Consider the following 15,534-nt stretch of genomic DNA (forward strand, 5'->3'; position numbering starts at 1 on the left):
CTCATCGCCCTCCAATGTGGGAGGATAAAAACCGTCTCAGCGAAGATGAAGAAGGGCTGCCAAAGACAACGTCCGGTGGGCCTTCTTCCTCGATCAAACCCTGCTGCAAGAAAATCGTACGGGTCGACACTTGCCGCGCGAAGGCAAGTTCGTGCGTCACGATCAACATCGTCCGACCCTCGCCAGCAAGAGACTGAATGACCTTCAGCACCTCGCCCACAAGCTCCGGATCCAATGCGGATGTCGGCTCGTCAAAGAGAAGGATCTCGGGCTCCATAGCCAAGGCGCGGGCAATCGCCACGCGTTGCTGCTGCCCGCCGGACAGATGGGCGGGATAGGAATTCCGCTTGTCTGCAAGCCCAACCTTTGCAAGCAGTTCCTCCGCCCTTTGACGGGCATCTGCCTTGGTCAAGCTCCTGACATGGATCGGAGCCTCCGTGATGTTTTCCAAAACCGTTTTGTGGGACCAGAGATTGAAGTTCTGAAAGACCATTCCAAGCCTGGCGCGCAGCGCGTTGATCGCTTTTCGACCAGCCATGCCTGGGCGCATCTCGACGCGATGCCCCGACAGCCAAATCTGCCCGTCTGTCGGCTCTTCCAAAAAGTTGAGGCATCTCAAGAAGGTGCTTTTTCCCGAGCCGCTTGCCCCAAGAATTGAAATAACGTCGCCGGCGTTGGCAGTCAGGGAGATCCCTTTGAGAATTTCGAAGTGCCCGTAGCTTTTCTTGAGGTCCACAACCTTCAGAGCGGCTGATTTCTCATTACTGATAGGCGTATGTTGCGCTGGAAGCTGATATGGATGCAATGGCTTGTCCTCGGCTGCTTACCAAACCGAGAATGCCGAGGTGTACCGAGCAAAACTTGCAGAATGTTGATGGTGGTGCGCGATTTTATCGCAATATCAACCAAAAGCCCTGTCCGACCAGGCCGCCCTGTACATTTGCGGAGTCGTGCCGACCTGCCGGCGAAAACTGTTTGCGAAATGGCTCGATGTCGAAAAGCCGCATGCCAGGGCAATATCGGTGATGGTCATTTGGGAATGACGAAGATGTTCCTTGGCACGCTCGATCCGCCGTCTGATGATAAATTCATAGGGCGGGCAGCCGAAGCTTCGTTTGAACGCACGACAAAAGTGCGGAACACTTAAGCCTGCGACTGCCGCAAGCTGACTAAGGGTCACATTTTCAGCTAGCCCCTCCTCGATTTTTTGAACCACGCGGCTCAGATCCGCCGCAGCCAGTCCGCCTTTGAAGAAATTTTGAAAGCGCTCCTGCCGACGCATCATTTGTACGAAAATCGTTGCCACGTAAGCTTCGACCAACATCCCGCTCAAGGAGTTCCGTTCGCAGATTTCAGCACCTATCCCGCGGGCAGCATTCATAATGACCTGATCTTCGAAGCCAAGATCCGGCGACAACGTCGGCAAAGTGATCGGGGAGGTCGTGAGACGGGTCAGTTGGGCCGGATGAACCATGATAGCCAGATAAGCCGCCGTGGACGCTCCAATTTCCCAGCCATGCCAACTGCAACCTGCTGGAATGAACAGGATCGCGCCAGGTTTTCGCGCAACGAAACCGGCCCTCCTGTTATCGAGAAAATAGTCGCCCCGCTCTGAATTGCCACGTAGGTTAAGAAGCAACAGATGGTGGTCAGAGACGATCGCCGTCTCTTCCTTGTCAAGCCCTGTTCGTCGGACCAAGTCGACCCGGGCAGTGCGCCAGGTTCTCTGCTGATGAGACGTTACCCGGCATTGCCCCTGTTTAAAAACATGGGATTGAAGTTTCAACGGCCAGTCTCCGGAATGAGTTACCGCGGTACGTCCCCGCGAATGACTCACTAAACCTCCGAATGATCGGGGAGTTGGAAACTGTACGAGACAGCCCTGCGGCCTTTAGTTCCGGGGAACCTGGACATACGCCACAGGCTCCCCGACCCGAAAAGGTCAGAGAGTGCGATGTTGAATCGACCAACACCAGTCGCTCGTAGGGGTTTCCACGCCCCAAGGCAGTACGTGCTGCCTCACCGCTTAGGATAAAGGATATGACGCGCGCTCGCTAGTTTTTTGTACCGCGTCGAAGATAAAAACTCTTGTCCAGATGCTCGATAATTGGCGTGGTTGGGTCACGCCGGAACACCCAATGAACCGATAGCCAAAGTATCGTCACTGCCAAGATGTTCTTTTTTTTCGGGGAACGGACTACCTGCTTGAGGCACCCAACATAAAATGTCGGGCGTGCACGCCCGGGGTCATCCAGACTTTGACAGAACTAACACGTTAGATAGCTTGCCGTACATCGTCGCTGGAGATTAAGATCTTCTCTGCACCTGTAAGATTGATTACTGGCAGGTGCGATTTCTCAGAGGGGGGGAACCGCTACCAGCTCCGTCACTACGCTCTTCATCTCGCGCGAGCGCGTGAATGAGCGCCGCTACCCGTTCACGAAGGCGCGGCGACAACCGCATCAGGTGGCTCAGCAGGAATCGCACTTCGCCCGGCGGATCTGTTATTTCTTCTTTAGCGAAAAGCGATCCGAGATCTTTTGTCGGAGGAAGACCATCGAACAGTTGGCCAACCGTTACGTTCAAGGCGCCGGCAATCGCGTAAAGTGTCGAGGCTCGCACACAGTTTCGACCCGTTTCATAGTTTTGAATTTGCTGGCGACTGACACCGACGGCCGCAGCCAGTTCGGTTCGCGACTTTCTGGCCAATATTCTCCAAACGCGGATTTGCCTGCCCACATGCGCGTCAACGTGAGAATAAGCTGGTGGAACATTCAGTTCTGTCGCCTTTAGCGGGATAGACGCCGCCATATGAACTCCCCAGATAAGAGTTCAAGCGGTGCGCCCCCGCTTGAAGAACTCACTTAACCCGTGGCGGGGAGTTGATAACCGTACGTGACGGCCCTATGGCCTTTAGTTCGGGCGAACCTGGACATACGCCACAGGCTCCCCGACCAAAGGTCAAGGAGTGTGATGCTGTCTCGGCCAGCATCAACCGCACGTAGGGGTTATCAAGCCCCGAGGCAGCGCGTACTGCCTCAAAATCTAACTAGTACCGCTGCCACAATTTATCAAGATCGAGAAGGCACAAGATGTACCACCTGTCCGCTGGCGAGCGGCTCTCACAAGATAGACTTATGTGGGTAAGGCACATCTTTACGACCTACGGCGTCGTTACCTAACAAGCAGCAGATCGCGCCGAAAGCACGCCCAGAATACAACTCCGGTAAACAGCACCACTAATCCGAACCAACCGAAAATGACGGATGGCGCCAAAGCATTTCCGATAAGCGCTACGACGCCGTACACAGAGAGAGACAGTGCCATGCACACCGTATGAACCTGACTCCTGGCCCGACCAAGCTGACTTATGGGAAACGACCGCTGAATTTCAACATCGATAAGAATCCGGGCAATGTTGTAGGTTAGCCCAAGTCCCATCATCTGAAGCAGCACTGCAAAAAGATTCTGGAACACCAGGAAAATCGTGAGGATCACGCCTGTCGCAAGAAGGTGCCATAAAAGGGCATCTGATTTCTCTGACCGAAACAGCAGCCACAGACATCCGAGGACGGACCCAGCAGCCCACCCGGCCTCCACAAAGCCAAACGCCAAGGCGCTTCTCCCAAGTTCTCCCATCACAAGAGCCGAACCAAGAACGCTTACCATCATTCCGGCCGCATAAATGAAGGCGTAAACGACGGAGGGAAGCACAAGACTTCGCTGCGGCAACCCGGGAAACAATTCGCGCCGCAGAAATATGACCGGCTCGGCATTCCCACGCCGGTCACAATATCCCTCTGTTCTGACAATGGATGAGCCGAACGACAACAAAAAGCATGACAGCGGTGCCACGAGGCTCAGGTAATCCGGTGTGAAGGCCAGCAGCAAGCCTCCGGCGACGGCGGCGCAGAAATTACCGATCTGCATCCACACATATGCCGTAGAATTGAAGGATAGGAGGCGCGCCTCATCCACCATTCCGGGTATCATGGCCTGGAGCGCAGTGAGATACGTTCGGTCCAATACAGCATATAACACCCAAGACGCGACGAGCGACTGGACCGGGTAACCCGACATCATTCCGGCAGTCGCCGCTGCCACGGTTAGGATACGGAGACCGTCACAGACTAGACAGGTCAGTTGCGGCCGATAGCGGTCAGTGACTACCCCGCCAAGGTTCGTTGTCAAGAACTCGGCGCAACTCCCGGCCGCGAGCAACATCGCGATCGCAGACGGATCCGCAGTGTATTTCATCATCAGCCAGGCGACAACGATGAAGTATATGTTGCGTCCGACCGCCGAAGCCGTCACGCATAAAAGATAATGACAATGTGACGCACGCGGTGTCGTCATGCTCATGGACTTACCTCGAGTCTGCCTTAACCGCAGCATCAAGATTCTAAGGCTCCAAAGGCATCCAGGCTTTCATGTTTTTGATATTTTATTCGGCCCAAAGAGCGCGGTACGCGATCGGAGAGATACCAAAAGCCTTGTGAAAGCTCGATGAGAGATGACTGCCGCTCGAGTAACCGCACGAATGTGCGATCTCGGTCACCGATTTACTTGTTGTACGAAGCAACTCGCTCGCCCGGTCGAGGCGCACCTTGTTGAAATGAGCTTGTGGAGAAAGACCGGTCGACTGCTTGAACGCTCGGGACAAGTGCGCCGCACTATACCCGAACTCTTGTGCGATCGCGCCCAAGCTGACTTTCTCCTCCAGCGCCGCGTCAATACGCTGAGTGATGCGTTTAAGCACGGCAGGCGCGAGGCCGCCTTTGCGGTGCTTGTCGAAGAGCCTTGAACGTCGCAACAAGTGCCCGAAGATTGTGGTGAGCTGCCCTTCCACTATGAGTCCACTTGCGGAATCCAGCTGCGCAAGCTCCAAATAAATTTTTCGGGCCGCATGCTCAATCCCTACGTCCTGAAACGACATATTCGGGACAAACCGTGCGGGCACGAAGTCATCGCCAAAAACTTTGTCGGCAAATCGTTCCTCGGCGGAAATCAGGAGATAGGCCGCGTTTTGGTCGCCTTCATCCCATCCATGCCACATGACGCCGGGCGGAATGTAGACCAATGATCCTTGCGGCCGCGCTGCGAATGAATGCCGACGACCGTCGAGAAATGTCTCTCCGGATCTCGCTGCCCCTTCCAGGTTAAGGAAAAGCGAATGCGTATGGCTTTTGAAATCAATCTGCTGACGCCTGACACCTTTTCTTCGCACGAGCCCGATACAGAATTCATCCCATTGCGCTTGCTTTTGTGAGACGACCGCACTTTCGGAATTTTCCGGCAAAATGCGTCGGTGGCTAAGTAATGGCAACCCATTATCTCCCGCACAGACTTTTACTCAGCTAAAAGATTAAGGCACCCAAAGAGGTCAGGCAAACACATGTACTCGCAATCGGAAAAATGCATCATATTCTTGAAAACATATCAAATTTCTGAATGAACGTTTGCGCCTAGCCCCGCACGATAGCTGAGCCCAGCAGTCAGGTTTGCGTCTCACGGTTCCGTGGAATCGTCAACTGACCGGATCCTGCAGAACTGGATTGGCAATGCTATCGAGAGGCATTAGATGCAAGACTTCACGCAGTTTCACGAAGAGTGCGAGCGGGGAGCCCGCTTAAACGAATTGGCCGATTTCTTTTCGTCCACTGCAGCAGGGCGGGCGGGAGTTCCTATTCGCCGACCCTCTCTTGATTTCCGGCTTTTGGAACGCAACCCCGAGACTGAGCGGTTTGCCGCGCTACACACAGTCAGACAGGGACCGTTCGATCAGCATTACCTGAGCAGCATTCCTTACCGATATGAAGAGGAGATAAGACTAGGGACGGCCATACTCCGATATTCGTCCGCACGTCAGTCTCCACTAACCCTCTATAGCTTGGGAACGGCGGAAGGAACGATGGCGCGAACCATCAGCGAGCTTGCCGACGGGCAAATCCTGTCGCTGTCGTGCAGCCCGACCATCGAAAACCAGGAAAGCTTCTACGCTTGGGGCGTCCCAAAACATGCGCAATTCTTCCTTGGCCCCTTTAATCACCTGTCACCGGAATCGCTCAGCCAAACACCTGGGCTCCAGGACTTTGCGTCAGGTTTTGATATTATCTTCGAAGATACCACATTTCAAATGTACTCGCCGAACCGCCAGCAGCAGATCGCTTTTGTCCGACGTAATCTCAAGGCAAAAGGTTTGATGATTTTTCTTGAGAAGTTCCGCAGCCAAGATGTCGAAGAGTATCGACGGAGAGAACTTCAAAAGGATCACGGGTTTAAGGTCCGATATTTCAGCGAGGCCGAAATAAACCGCAAAAAGACAAATGTTTTGGAAACCATGAACCTCAATGAAGTCACTCTCGACGAAATGCGCTCCGTTTTGAGAGATGTGTTCTCATACGCTTATATCATCTGGAACAGCGGAAACTTCTACTCGATTGCGGCAAGCAACAGCCTGAGAAATCTGGATTTGTTTGTCTCCTGCCTCGGACCTGCGGCTATTCCCTCTGAATACACGTATGGCGAAGTGCCCGCCCGCTTTCTTCCCGATCCCTAAAATGAGCTTCCTCACCAAACACTCGCCCATGTTCTAAACAGCCACATCTGTTCCGCTCGTGTATATTGGAGGGTCGCAATCAACTGGTCAGAAATGTGACTCTTCGGACACCCATATTTTTGATAGCGAGCGTGTCCCAGCTTGGATCGTCTGCCGATGGATACCATTGACTGCACATTCCGAAAAATCGGTTCGAGAGGCCTCGTCATTTTCGAGAGAGATGGCATCCTTTTGAGACGATCTATCCCTCCCAGAGACTTCACGCTGGGAGACGTCAACGCCGTCTTTGTCCAGATGCTACAGCAACTTCGTCAAAAAGACGTCCGCTTCGGCTTCATCTCCGACGCCAGAGGCATGACGGTCGGCACCCAGGGCACGCCAGAATTTCTCGCTCTAACCCGTATCCTCGACGATCTATTGAAGGTTCGGGAGGTCATCCCGGACTTCTGGATGACATGGGGCACCTTCCGTCAAGCTCAGGATGATCGGTCGGGAATGGCAGATACGGATACGGTATTTCGAGCGATCAAGTGGTATGGCGTTGAAAAGAAGGAAGCCATGTTGGTCTGCAGCACCGCTGAAGGACGGCGTGCAGCAGTCGAGGCGGGCATCACCTACATCCACTCTCCCCCCATGGAAGGCGGTCACCGCGGCCATATAATTCCAGATGAATTCTCCACTTCCCTTCCTCCGGAAAATCGTGGCGCCAGATGGTTTCACACCGAGATCGAAAGAATGCTGAGGCTGAGCCTGCCAGCCCGGATCGTGGACAAAAAAGGGTTCAACGGCTGCGGTCCCTACCATTCTCCCGGGGCGGACGAAGCTTGATCGATTTCGTCATTTCGCGATCGCGCTGCTGGCTTTTGTCACGCTGGCGGTTGGGCCGGTCAATGTCCGTCTGATCACGCTCAACATTGGAACGGGCGATGCGCGCCGCATCGACTGAGCGGTCGTTCGACGTCTTCTTGATGATCCCCTGCTCTGCCACATGATCGCGCCCGGCGACCGACTTCGTTTCGAGGCTGTCGGAGCTGCGCTTGTCTCTGCCCTCCTCGGCGCGACTGCGGTTTTTCACGACACGCGCGTCGAGCTGCAATCCGACGACTTTTCCGATTACCTTGGACGCTTGTTCGAAGATCAGGCGGTCGGAAGGGTTGGCGATCCTCGCTGCAATGGTCGAGGCGGTGTTCGCAAGAGTTTGTTTCGCCGTCTTGGCCTGGGCGGCGCTAATGGGGGTCGATCGCAACATATGCTCTTCTCCTTTTTCTCTGGAGGGATCGCGGCCATCGTGGACGGCCGTTTCGAGCCGCCGATACTCACGTTGCAGCCCGGTTAAGAGGTCCTTGCTCAATTCGCGCGCCCTGCTCGGCGCGTTTCGGTCCTTCGCAATCCCGCCCAGCATCCTGACGACACGTCCGACCGAGCGCCGACTCTGGTCCAGCCGCCTTCTGGCTTCCGCAAGCTTCGGCGCCGTTGGAGTGTCGCGAACCTTGGCTATCACCTTCTCGATCACGTTTGGCGGCGCCGTCGCTCCCATTCGCTGGAACATTTCCCACTCCCAACGCTTGACGGGTGGGGGAGCGGCGCGTTCGATGCGTTTGTGGCGTTCAACTGGGATTCCACGTTCCCTCGCTTTTTCGGCGAAGCGCATTCGCCATTCCGTGAAGTCGCGAATGTTGGGATTGAGCATCTGTCCGCTGCCATCGCGCAACGCGACAATCACGTGCAGGTGCGGATGCTTGGCAAGATCGTTGCGATTGTGGATCGCATAGGAATAGCGATGCCCAGCGAATTGCGCTCTGAGGAAGTCGCGGCCAGCAAGGAGGAGCTTGTGTCGATCGACATTCGCCGGTCCCGATAGCAACAAATGCATAAAATCCCGTGGCTGGCGGGTCTGCATGAGCGCGCCCACGATCTTTCCCTCCGCCGTCAGCTGATTTTGATCGGCCGTGGTGATCTCGCGGCGTCCGCCACCGCGAAAATACCGCCCGCTTCTGCCTGGCTGTTCCTCGATGCGCGCTTTTGTCGAAAGCGTCACCTCCGTCCCGCTGCGCTGCATCGCGTGCAAGGCCGCGATCAGACCCTTCAGGCCAGACGAAAATTCGACTGGATAGCGCGAGATCGGCGTGATGCCCTCTCTCCGCAACGTTTTGTCCAGGCGCTGGTCGATAGCATGCGCGATGTCTGATTCGCCCGGTATACGGTTGCTGCTGCTGCGATCCGCCCGATCCTTCTTTTCATGCGCAAAGACGAGAACGAAGTGCAGCCTCGTCTGTCCCTTCTCGCCATCACTAACACTGAAGGCGTATGTTCGATCTATGTCGCCAGCCCGGCGGAAACCATCCTCTGCGAGCGAGGAAAGTGCACGAGCGATGTCTGCCCGGTCCGCATTTTCGAGCTCGTAGGTCAGACTAAGAACGTCCCTGCTACCCTTCCGATTGCCGAACTCTCTCTCCCATGAGCGCACGGCTTCATTGATATCCGATACCTCTCGGTCGTCCTGATCGTGTGCCTTTTCTTCCTTAGCCTGGTAGTGCAAGACGTGGCGCGCAGAGCCAGCGCCTGCACCATAAGACAGAACCTTGACGACGACCGCGTTGTTACCCGCCGCGCGGCTAAGCGCCGAGGAGACAGCAGGGTGCTTTGCGGGTGTTCCTTTACCTTTCACGGCCGACGCGCGCTTCCCACCTCCGCCACCCGCGCCACGGCGGCGCAGCTCGTCGTCGATCAAATCGAAATAGCTTGGCAGCCGGCGACCTTCGGATCTAGCGTTCAAGCGACTTCTGAACGGCTCCCTCATCATGCCTCCTGATCAAGTCGACGATATAAGACGATGGCCGGACAAAGGCGGCATCGCGAATGGCGTCGAGAGCGACCATCACGTCATCCAGTCTCTGCGCGATCACACGGACGGTCTCGGCGCGGTTACCCTCGTCTGTGAGGAATTCTTCGTTACGGAAGGCCAGCTCACGTAGGAACCGATGCATGTCGGCCAACTGACGATCATGTTCATCGAGCATGGCTGGAACATTCATGATCTCCCTGACGACGATCAGCTTGGCAACAATGTTGACGGAAATATCAAGCCGTCCGGCAAGAGCCTCCACGTTTCCCAGGACATGATCGGGAATGCGGAACATAATGGGCGGCCTTCTCATTTCGATCTACAGCCCCCTTGCTTTAAGGGCTTCCAGAATCAAGCGATGGATCGCTGAGGACAGTTGCTCGTGCTGCTCCAAAGACACGTGGAAAATCTTCGTCAATACATCGTCATCAAGATAAAGCGATACCCGTTTCCGTTTTACTGACGCACGAGCCGTTGTCTTGGGCGCCTTGGACTCCGATCCTCGCTTGTTTTCAAGGCTGGCCGGCATTCGGATCTTCGAAGAATCTGGCTCCGAAAAACCGGTTTCCGCCTGTGCCGAACCAGAACCAGCGGGCATGAGAGCTTCGAGGTCTATATTTGTTGGCATGTAGGAAGTTGCTGCCTCCTCGACGTCCTTCGCTTTTTCTTCCCCTCCTTGGGTAACGGCGAGAATGTTGCCGGCCGACGTTCTTTCCTTTGACATCGTTAAACCCCCTCCGCCTGCAGCAGACCGATGAACTCGTTGTTGATCCTTTTCACGAGATCGATTGCGTCGAGCACGCTTTCCGACGCCCGCCGTTTGGCTGACGGCGTCAACGCCGGGTTGTTCACAATGCCTGCGAGCTTCGAGTAAAGGGAACCGTAACCGGCCCCCACGTCGCTGAAATGATTGCTCTTACGGACGACCGTTTCGACCACGGGTATCCGGCCGCTCGTCAGGATCGCGTGAACCTCGGGAAGCGATCGATTGTGCTTGAGGGCAATCATGTCCACGTAGTTCCAAATCGCCGCGTAAGGAATCGGCCCGCGATCCCGCTTCCGACCTATTTCCGTCAATATGGTAGCCACCTTGATGGCCGACGTGGCTGCCGTTGGCTCTGGAATCACTGGAATAAGGATGGCATCGCACTCGTGGTAGACTTCGATCGCGCGCTGATGCACGTACCCACCGACATCGTAGATCCGGATTGCCGCCTCGGGCGCGTTGTCGAGCCGCTCACGAAACCTGTCTCGAGGCGCCACGCGCAGATGCAACAATGACCCGTCCGTCGGCAATAGGCCCCGCTTCATAGAGACATTGTACCAGCGCGTCGACGATTCCTGTTCGTCGCAATCGATCAGCAGCGTCTTGTGGCCTTGCTGTGCAAACTCCGCAGCGAGATTGACGTTCAGGGTCGACTTCCCGGCCCCGCCCTTGAAGGTCGATATGGCGAGAGAGAGGGGTTTGACTGTCATGACATTTCTCACCCATTTTGCCGACGTCTGGATCGCGATCGCTTGCGCGGAAGATCTGAACCCAGCTTGGCAGTTGTCTTTGCTCCCATCTCATACGAGGGAACACAATCCTTCACCGGCCACGAAACTTTGCCCGTGCCTCCTCCTGTTGCCGGGCTGCGATAAGCCCCTCATTAAGCCGCATCGTTTCGAGCGTTCGTGCCGCCTCCGAAACCGGATCCCTCCCCGGCCAGAATCGAAGAATTGGCAAAACGAGCAGCAGGAACGATGTGATTGTCCCGGCTCTAAACCACGCAGATTCAGCATAGAGGTCGCTGGCCCATTGCCAGACGCTCCCGGTCGTTTCCAGCGGTAAAAAGGCATAGGAAAACGTCAACACAATCCAGTAGCCGACAAAGGCCGCAACCAAAATGCATGCCATCGACACCAGGAGGAAGCACGCGATCTGGAGCAGCAACCAGACGGCGCGGATTGGAAGAGTGAAGGCCATGAGAGCTTTTTTATAGATCGACATCTTCTTGTCTCCACACGCAAATTGGGCCTGTGACCAACCTGCCTCAAACTTCACGGCCGGTCAATACTTGCACTGCAGTACAATTTCGTGCATATTCGAAAAAGTCAACAGGTGACGGATGCGAACATGAAAATTGACGCATGGCGGGGCTTATGCCACTTCATTCTCAGCCCTCTTGGTGCTCTGATCTTGAAATCCGAGACAAGCTGGGCCGACACGAATGCTGAGTTCGTCAGCTATCGGAACGCCTATGTGTCGGGGCGTGATCCGATCCCCACATCGTCGATACCGCTCGATACGTCATCGATCGCAACGCAACTTGGTTTCCAGAGTGTCATCCCAGAAGCCGCGCTCAGCGGAAGCGCATTTCTCGCAGCAGGTGGAAAGATCGTAAGGCTAGCCGAAGTCCAGGGCGGCCTTTCAATCGAGCCGCTCGGATATGCAGACTTTGTGGCAACCCGCTCCATCGTCTCGCTTGCGGCGATGACTGTGACCATCTCAGACGTGCAGCAATTCGCCGGAAACGCATTCTCCTGTCACGAGCTCGGGCGGACCCGCGGCCGGTTGATGGTATCATATGCTGAATGCGTTTTCATGGGTGGAGATACCCCACGGTCTCTCTCGGAAGTGCTGATCAGCAAGGGCGTGGCCTTCGCCTTCGGCGACAGTGCCGGCCAGCCCGTCTTCCCGGTTTATTCGCAGGTGGAAGACGCCGCACGGGCGACCAAAGCCGGTATCGGGGCCAGTCTCAGTTTTCTCCAGCCCTACGGTGAGCGTTACCGTGCCAATCCGACAAGGCATTGATGCGGATCGGAGCCTTGATGTTTATGTCCACAATCGCAGCTTCCGGCCTCTACACAGGCATTGTCATCCTCCCGACGCTTGCCGGTAACGAATTGCGGCAAGTGCACCCTCCTTCTCCACCAGTTGTTCGCGTTCAGGCGGCGCAAGATAGCTCTCCTGCGACCAGGGACGCGGCGCAGCCACCATCTTCCGCGTTCGTGCCGTTTCCGAGCCACGCGCAGTTCGAGACCGGTGATAGCTGGATCTCCGGCAGCAAGCGGTATCGCCTTTATGGTTTGCAGGCATGCCTGCGCGGAACCACCGTCACCCTGTCTGCAGGGGCTTCGCGCGACTGCGGGGAACTGAACGTGATCATGATGCAGGCTCTGATCAGAGACACAAAACCTGTCTGCACCAACATTCAAATGATTGACCAGAGCAATGTGGTGGTCGCATGCCAGACGACGGCGGGCGCGCATCGCTATGATCTCGCGACCTATATTATAGCGCAAGGATGGGGATTTGCTGCTGTCGATAGCACCGGCCAACTCATTGTTCCTGGCTACAGGATCGCTGAGGAAAGCGCCCGTGCTGCCCGCGCAGGGCTCTGGGCCTATCCCGACATGCCGCACCCTGTTTCGGTGCTGATGCAACAAGCCGGGGTGTCACGATGAAGGTTATCACGATCTCGATGATTTTACTCGCTCTCGCTCCAATGGGCTCGCTGGGGCAGGCTCGTTCCTCCGACATTCCGCGTCAGATATTTGGCAAGGTACAGGTTATCGACGGCACTACGTTCGAATTCATCAAGAGCCGTCAACTCGTGCGGCTGGCCGGCTTCGAAGCCCCTCGTCTCAAGCAGGTGGCGACGAGCGACGGCATAACATGGCCGGCTGGGGAGGTCACGCGCGCGTGGATGATCCTGCGAACCCTTGGCCAGGACGTCAATTGCGCGCCAATCGGTCGCGATACCAACAACAATCTGATCGCCCATTGCTTTGTAGGCGAGACAAACCTCGCGGAGACGGCCATTGCGGAAGGGATCGGCTACGCTTTCAACTATCCCAACGAGCCTCAGATCCCCGCTTATTTCGACTTTGAGAGAAGAGCGAGAGGGCTTGGCCTCGGCATCTGGTCCTCGGCAGATTTATCTCCTCCCTGGCTCAACAATGTATCGCAGGTGCCCGTTGAGCAGTCCGACGGCCAGGCGCAGGCCTCCGAAGCGCACCGTCCCCTACCCTTGTCCGTCATTCCCAACAGCGCCTTGTCCCTCACGCGAGTGAATGGAGGTTAAATGAAAAGCCCTTTCCAGACTTCGGCTATTATTCTGATCTTGCTTTCAGTTCTTCCGTATGCAGCCCGCGCGCAGGACGGCGCCACCAAAGCACAAATCGAACGACGGGATCCGGACTTTTGCGGGGCAGGCGGCGCTGGCTGCGATCCGGCGGACGTGCAGCAATGGAAAGCGGTCGGCAACAAGCTGGCAGACCTGTCTTCGGCCGACCTTAGCCAATACGCCTATGCCTGCGCCAAGCATCGTGAATGGAAATCGGATTGCGAAACAAATCCCATAGCGATCCTGAAACGCCTTGGCATCGAAGGCTATTGAAATTGCCGATGACGAAACTCGACCATGGATGGCTTGCGAGCGCCGGTATCGTGTTCGTTGTTGGATCGGCAGGTGGTTACACGGTCGGCCACCTGCAACGGACTGACAGGACAGCAGAGCTTGAGCAGGAGATCGTGCGGCTCGAAAAGGAGTTCGGACAGAAACAATGGGCGTTTGAATTCCCGAGCGACACGGAGGCAAGCGCCGCGATCGCCAAATCCGGTCGTTCGATCCGGATTTCGGAATGCCGGCCCCGGCAGGCGGTGCCCGGTGTTACCTGTACCGGCGTCATCACCACCACAAGCGGCTCATTTGCGGGGGTGACCCAGCCCGGCACCCTGTCGTTTGCAAAAATCGACGGCGCCTGGGTGCAAATGCAGTAGACCAATCAAAGGAGACCGGCTGTGAAAATGGTCATGTTCTTGGCCACAGGTTTGATGGGCTCACTTTCGGCGATGTCTGCAAAAGCACAGGACGCGGACTGGGGTTGCCAAGTTCTCCTATGTGCCGCATCGAAAAACCCGTCCTGGCACGGTGTCCCCTATTGCGTTCCACCGATGCGAAAGCTCATCGACGCAATGTCCAGACCCGGCTTTTCCTGGCCCATCTGCCAAGAGGCAAAAGCGGGAAAGCCTGGCCATGAGGATTACGAGGATTGCCCTTCTGGAACCACAGTGGGCTATTCGTCACGGGGCGGCGACATCAGTTCGCGTAGTGAACCTGACCAGTGCATCGAGACCGTCAATATTTGCCGGCCGTTGGGCCGGCATAACGGCAGTACGAGGTCAGGGGGCTTGACGATCAACCGGAATTTGGGTGGGGATGGCGACAGCTGCATCAAGCAAATTGCAACTCCCCGCCCCCGCCGCGCGGATCCCTACTATTTTGATATTCCAAACGACGAAGGCGTGAAAGAGAGGTTCTGGTTCAACTTGAACCACTAGCGGCTGCCGGAAAGCATCTCGCGACCACGCGATCACGAGTCGGTCCCGGCGGTTTTCTGTTTCTTGCGGCGGGCTTTCCAGACCGCTATCCGAGGGAGGTCATCTTCAGTGATCTTAAGCAAATCCTCGATGAGGACATTCCACTCTCGCTGCATCTTGTCGAGCGTCGAGAGCTTGACGTCTCGCATCGCCCGCGTCACCTGCGAAATGTATGCCTCGTGCACCCCGAGTTGCACAGCCAACTCACGGTTCGTCACCTTGCGTTCCGCCTTCAGCCGTTCGAGGCCAATGGCAAGCCTCTCCTGGAATGACAGAGAATCGAGTGTCGAAACATCGACGGCCTCGACCGGAGGCTGGTGTTTTACACGAGGCATCGACTGCCATTCCCAGTCGGGACCGGGCGCAGTCTACGACCGACCCATACGCCGACCAAGTGACGACAAGGTGGGCCATGACGGCGCATCAAAAATGTCCCTGGAACCGGTTTGCTCATCCATCACCCGATGTCGACTGCAATTATCTCTGCCCAAGTGTAATCCGCTTGTCGTTCATATTTCAAACAAGGCAGTTCACAAACTCATTACGCTTCCTACACCTCTCCGATCTACCGATGCAAGTGATACTGGCCGATCATCCGGATCCGAGGAAGGTCTGCATCAATTCGGTGCATAAGCCCTGGCTGCGGAAACGATCCGCTGGATTTTACGCTCATCGGAAATCTGGAGTCTCGAAAGATGTTCGATTTTGGCCGTGGAAGTCGTTCTCGTGATAGGCGGGCAAAAGACCGCACCTGGTCGGCTCCTC

19 protein-coding genes are annotated in these 15,534 nt (G+C 56.0%); 8 read left to right on the forward strand and 11 right to left on the reverse strand.

Annotated features, from left to right (window positions below; all coding sequences use genetic code 11):
• Nucleotide 1 precedes the first annotated feature (1 nt).
• The 5 genes from K7A42_RS12375 to K7A42_RS12395 all read right to left on the reverse strand — a co-directional run bounded on the left by K7A42_RS12375 (nucleotide 2) and on the right by K7A42_RS12395 (nucleotide 5,326).
• The gene (locus K7A42_RS12375; protein WP_322784270.1) at nucleotides 2-805 is read right to left on the reverse strand and encodes an ABC transporter ATP-binding protein; all 804 of its coding nucleotides are present in this window, start codon (nucleotides 803-805) and stop codon (nucleotides 2-4) included.
• Nucleotides 806-901: 96 nt separating this feature from the next.
• On the reverse strand, nucleotides 902-1,786 hold the full coding sequence (locus K7A42_RS12380) for a helix-turn-helix domain-containing protein (RefSeq protein WP_282455281.1): 885 nt from the start codon (nucleotides 1,784-1,786) through the stop codon (nucleotides 902-904).
• Between the two features lie 551 nt (nucleotides 1,787-2,337).
• Nucleotides 2,338-2,811 carry a helix-turn-helix domain-containing protein gene (locus K7A42_RS12385; RefSeq protein WP_282455282.1) on the reverse strand — a complete coding sequence of 158 codons (474 nt, stop codon included), beginning with the start codon at nucleotides 2,809-2,811 and terminating at the stop codon, nucleotides 2,338-2,340.
• 363 nt (nucleotides 2,812-3,174) lie between these two features.
• Nucleotides 3,175-4,362, reverse strand: coding sequence for an MFS transporter (locus K7A42_RS12390; RefSeq protein ID WP_282455283.1), 1,188 nt, complete (start codon nucleotides 4,360-4,362; stop codon nucleotides 3,175-3,177).
• A gap of 82 nt (nucleotides 4,363-4,444) precedes the next feature.
• Nucleotides 4,445-5,326, reverse strand: coding sequence for a helix-turn-helix transcriptional regulator (locus K7A42_RS12395; RefSeq protein ID WP_139190419.1), 882 nt, complete (start codon nucleotides 5,324-5,326; stop codon nucleotides 4,445-4,447).
• Between the two features lie 255 nt (nucleotides 5,327-5,581).
• Here K7A42_RS12395 and K7A42_RS12400 point away from each other — a divergent pair, with 255 nt between their 5' ends.
• On the forward strand, nucleotides 5,582-6,559 hold the full coding sequence (locus tag K7A42_RS12400; RefSeq protein WP_282455284.1) for a class I SAM-dependent methyltransferase: 978 nt from the start codon (nucleotides 5,582-5,584) through the stop codon (nucleotides 6,557-6,559).
• A gap of 156 nt (nucleotides 6,560-6,715) precedes the next feature.
• Nucleotides 6,716-7,387, forward strand: a complete 672-nt coding sequence (locus K7A42_RS12405) for a hypothetical protein (protein WP_282455285.1) — start codon at nucleotides 6,716-6,718, stop codon at nucleotides 7,385-7,387.
• Here K7A42_RS12405 and K7A42_RS12410 read toward each other — a convergent pair.
• The 5 genes from K7A42_RS12410 to K7A42_RS12430 all read right to left on the reverse strand — a co-directional run bounded on the left by K7A42_RS12410 (nucleotide 7,341) and on the right by K7A42_RS12430 (nucleotide 11,394).
• Nucleotides 7,341-9,359, reverse strand: a complete 2,019-nt coding sequence (locus tag K7A42_RS12410) for a hypothetical protein (RefSeq protein WP_282455286.1) — start codon at nucleotides 9,357-9,359, stop codon at nucleotides 7,341-7,343. The two genes, K7A42_RS12405 and K7A42_RS12410, sit on opposite strands and share 47 nt — an antisense overlap.
• Complete coding sequence (locus K7A42_RS12415; protein ID WP_282455287.1) at nucleotides 9,325-9,699, reverse strand: hypothetical protein; 375 nt, start codon at nucleotides 9,697-9,699, stop codon at nucleotides 9,325-9,327. Before K7A42_RS12415 ends, K7A42_RS12410 begins: the two co-directional genes overlap by 35 nt.
• 24 nt (nucleotides 9,700-9,723) lie before the next feature.
• Nucleotides 9,724-10,128 carry a hypothetical protein gene (locus K7A42_RS12420; protein ID WP_282455288.1) on the reverse strand — a complete coding sequence of 135 codons (405 nt, stop codon included), beginning with the start codon at nucleotides 10,126-10,128 and terminating at the stop codon, nucleotides 9,724-9,726.
• A gap of 2 nt (nucleotides 10,129-10,130) precedes the next feature.
• The gene (locus K7A42_RS12425) at nucleotides 10,131-10,880 is read right to left on the reverse strand and encodes a ParA family protein (RefSeq protein WP_282455289.1); all 750 of its coding nucleotides are present in this window, start codon (nucleotides 10,878-10,880) and stop codon (nucleotides 10,131-10,133) included.
• Between the two features lie 112 nt (nucleotides 10,881-10,992).
• A complete protein-coding gene (locus K7A42_RS12430) occupies nucleotides 10,993-11,394 on the reverse strand; it encodes a hypothetical protein (RefSeq protein WP_282455290.1) in 402 nt (133 codons plus the stop codon).
• 126 nt (nucleotides 11,395-11,520) lie between these two features.
• Between K7A42_RS12430 and K7A42_RS12435 the strand changes: the two genes are divergently transcribed.
• Genes K7A42_RS12435 through K7A42_RS12460 form a run of 6 tightly spaced genes read left to right on the forward strand, consistent with a single transcriptional unit; the run spans nucleotide 11,521 to nucleotide 14,730 of the window.
• Nucleotides 11,521-12,198, forward strand: coding sequence for a nuclease (locus K7A42_RS12435; RefSeq protein WP_282455291.1), 678 nt, complete (start codon nucleotides 11,521-11,523; stop codon nucleotides 12,196-12,198).
• Nucleotides 12,199-12,215: 17 nt separating this feature from the next.
• Nucleotides 12,216-12,851, forward strand: coding sequence for a thermonuclease family protein (locus K7A42_RS12440; RefSeq protein ID WP_220367060.1), 636 nt, complete (start codon nucleotides 12,216-12,218; stop codon nucleotides 12,849-12,851).
• Complete coding sequence (locus K7A42_RS12445) at nucleotides 12,848-13,471, forward strand: thermonuclease family protein (protein WP_220367061.1); 624 nt, start codon at nucleotides 12,848-12,850, stop codon at nucleotides 13,469-13,471. The genes K7A42_RS12440 and K7A42_RS12445 overlap by 4 nt, the downstream gene beginning before the upstream one ends.
• The gene (locus K7A42_RS12450) at nucleotides 13,472-13,786 is read left to right on the forward strand and encodes a hypothetical protein (RefSeq protein ID WP_077985991.1); all 315 of its coding nucleotides are present in this window, start codon (nucleotides 13,472-13,474) and stop codon (nucleotides 13,784-13,786) included.
• 8 nt (nucleotides 13,787-13,794) lie between these two features.
• Nucleotides 13,795-14,169, forward strand: coding sequence for a hypothetical protein (locus K7A42_RS12455; RefSeq protein WP_077985992.1), 375 nt, complete (start codon nucleotides 13,795-13,797; stop codon nucleotides 14,167-14,169).
• A 27-nt stretch (nucleotides 14,170-14,196) separates the two neighbouring features.
• Nucleotides 14,197-14,730 (forward strand): hypothetical protein, encoded by a 534-nt coding sequence (locus tag K7A42_RS12460; protein ID WP_282455314.1) that lies wholly within the window; start codon nucleotides 14,197-14,199, stop codon nucleotides 14,728-14,730.
• Between the two features lie 32 nt (nucleotides 14,731-14,762).
• On the opposite strand, the gene K7A42_RS12465 is transcribed toward K7A42_RS12460, so the two are convergent.
• On the reverse strand, nucleotides 14,763-15,104 hold the full coding sequence (locus K7A42_RS12465; RefSeq protein ID WP_077985994.1) for a helix-turn-helix domain-containing protein: 342 nt from the start codon (nucleotides 15,102-15,104) through the stop codon (nucleotides 14,763-14,765).
• Between the last annotated feature and the right edge of the window lie 430 nt (nucleotides 15,105-15,534).

Source organism: Agrobacterium sp. InxBP2, from assembly GCF_026191755.1.
Classification (GTDB): domain Bacteria; phylum Pseudomonadota; class Alphaproteobacteria; order Rhizobiales; family Rhizobiaceae; genus Agrobacterium; species Agrobacterium pusense.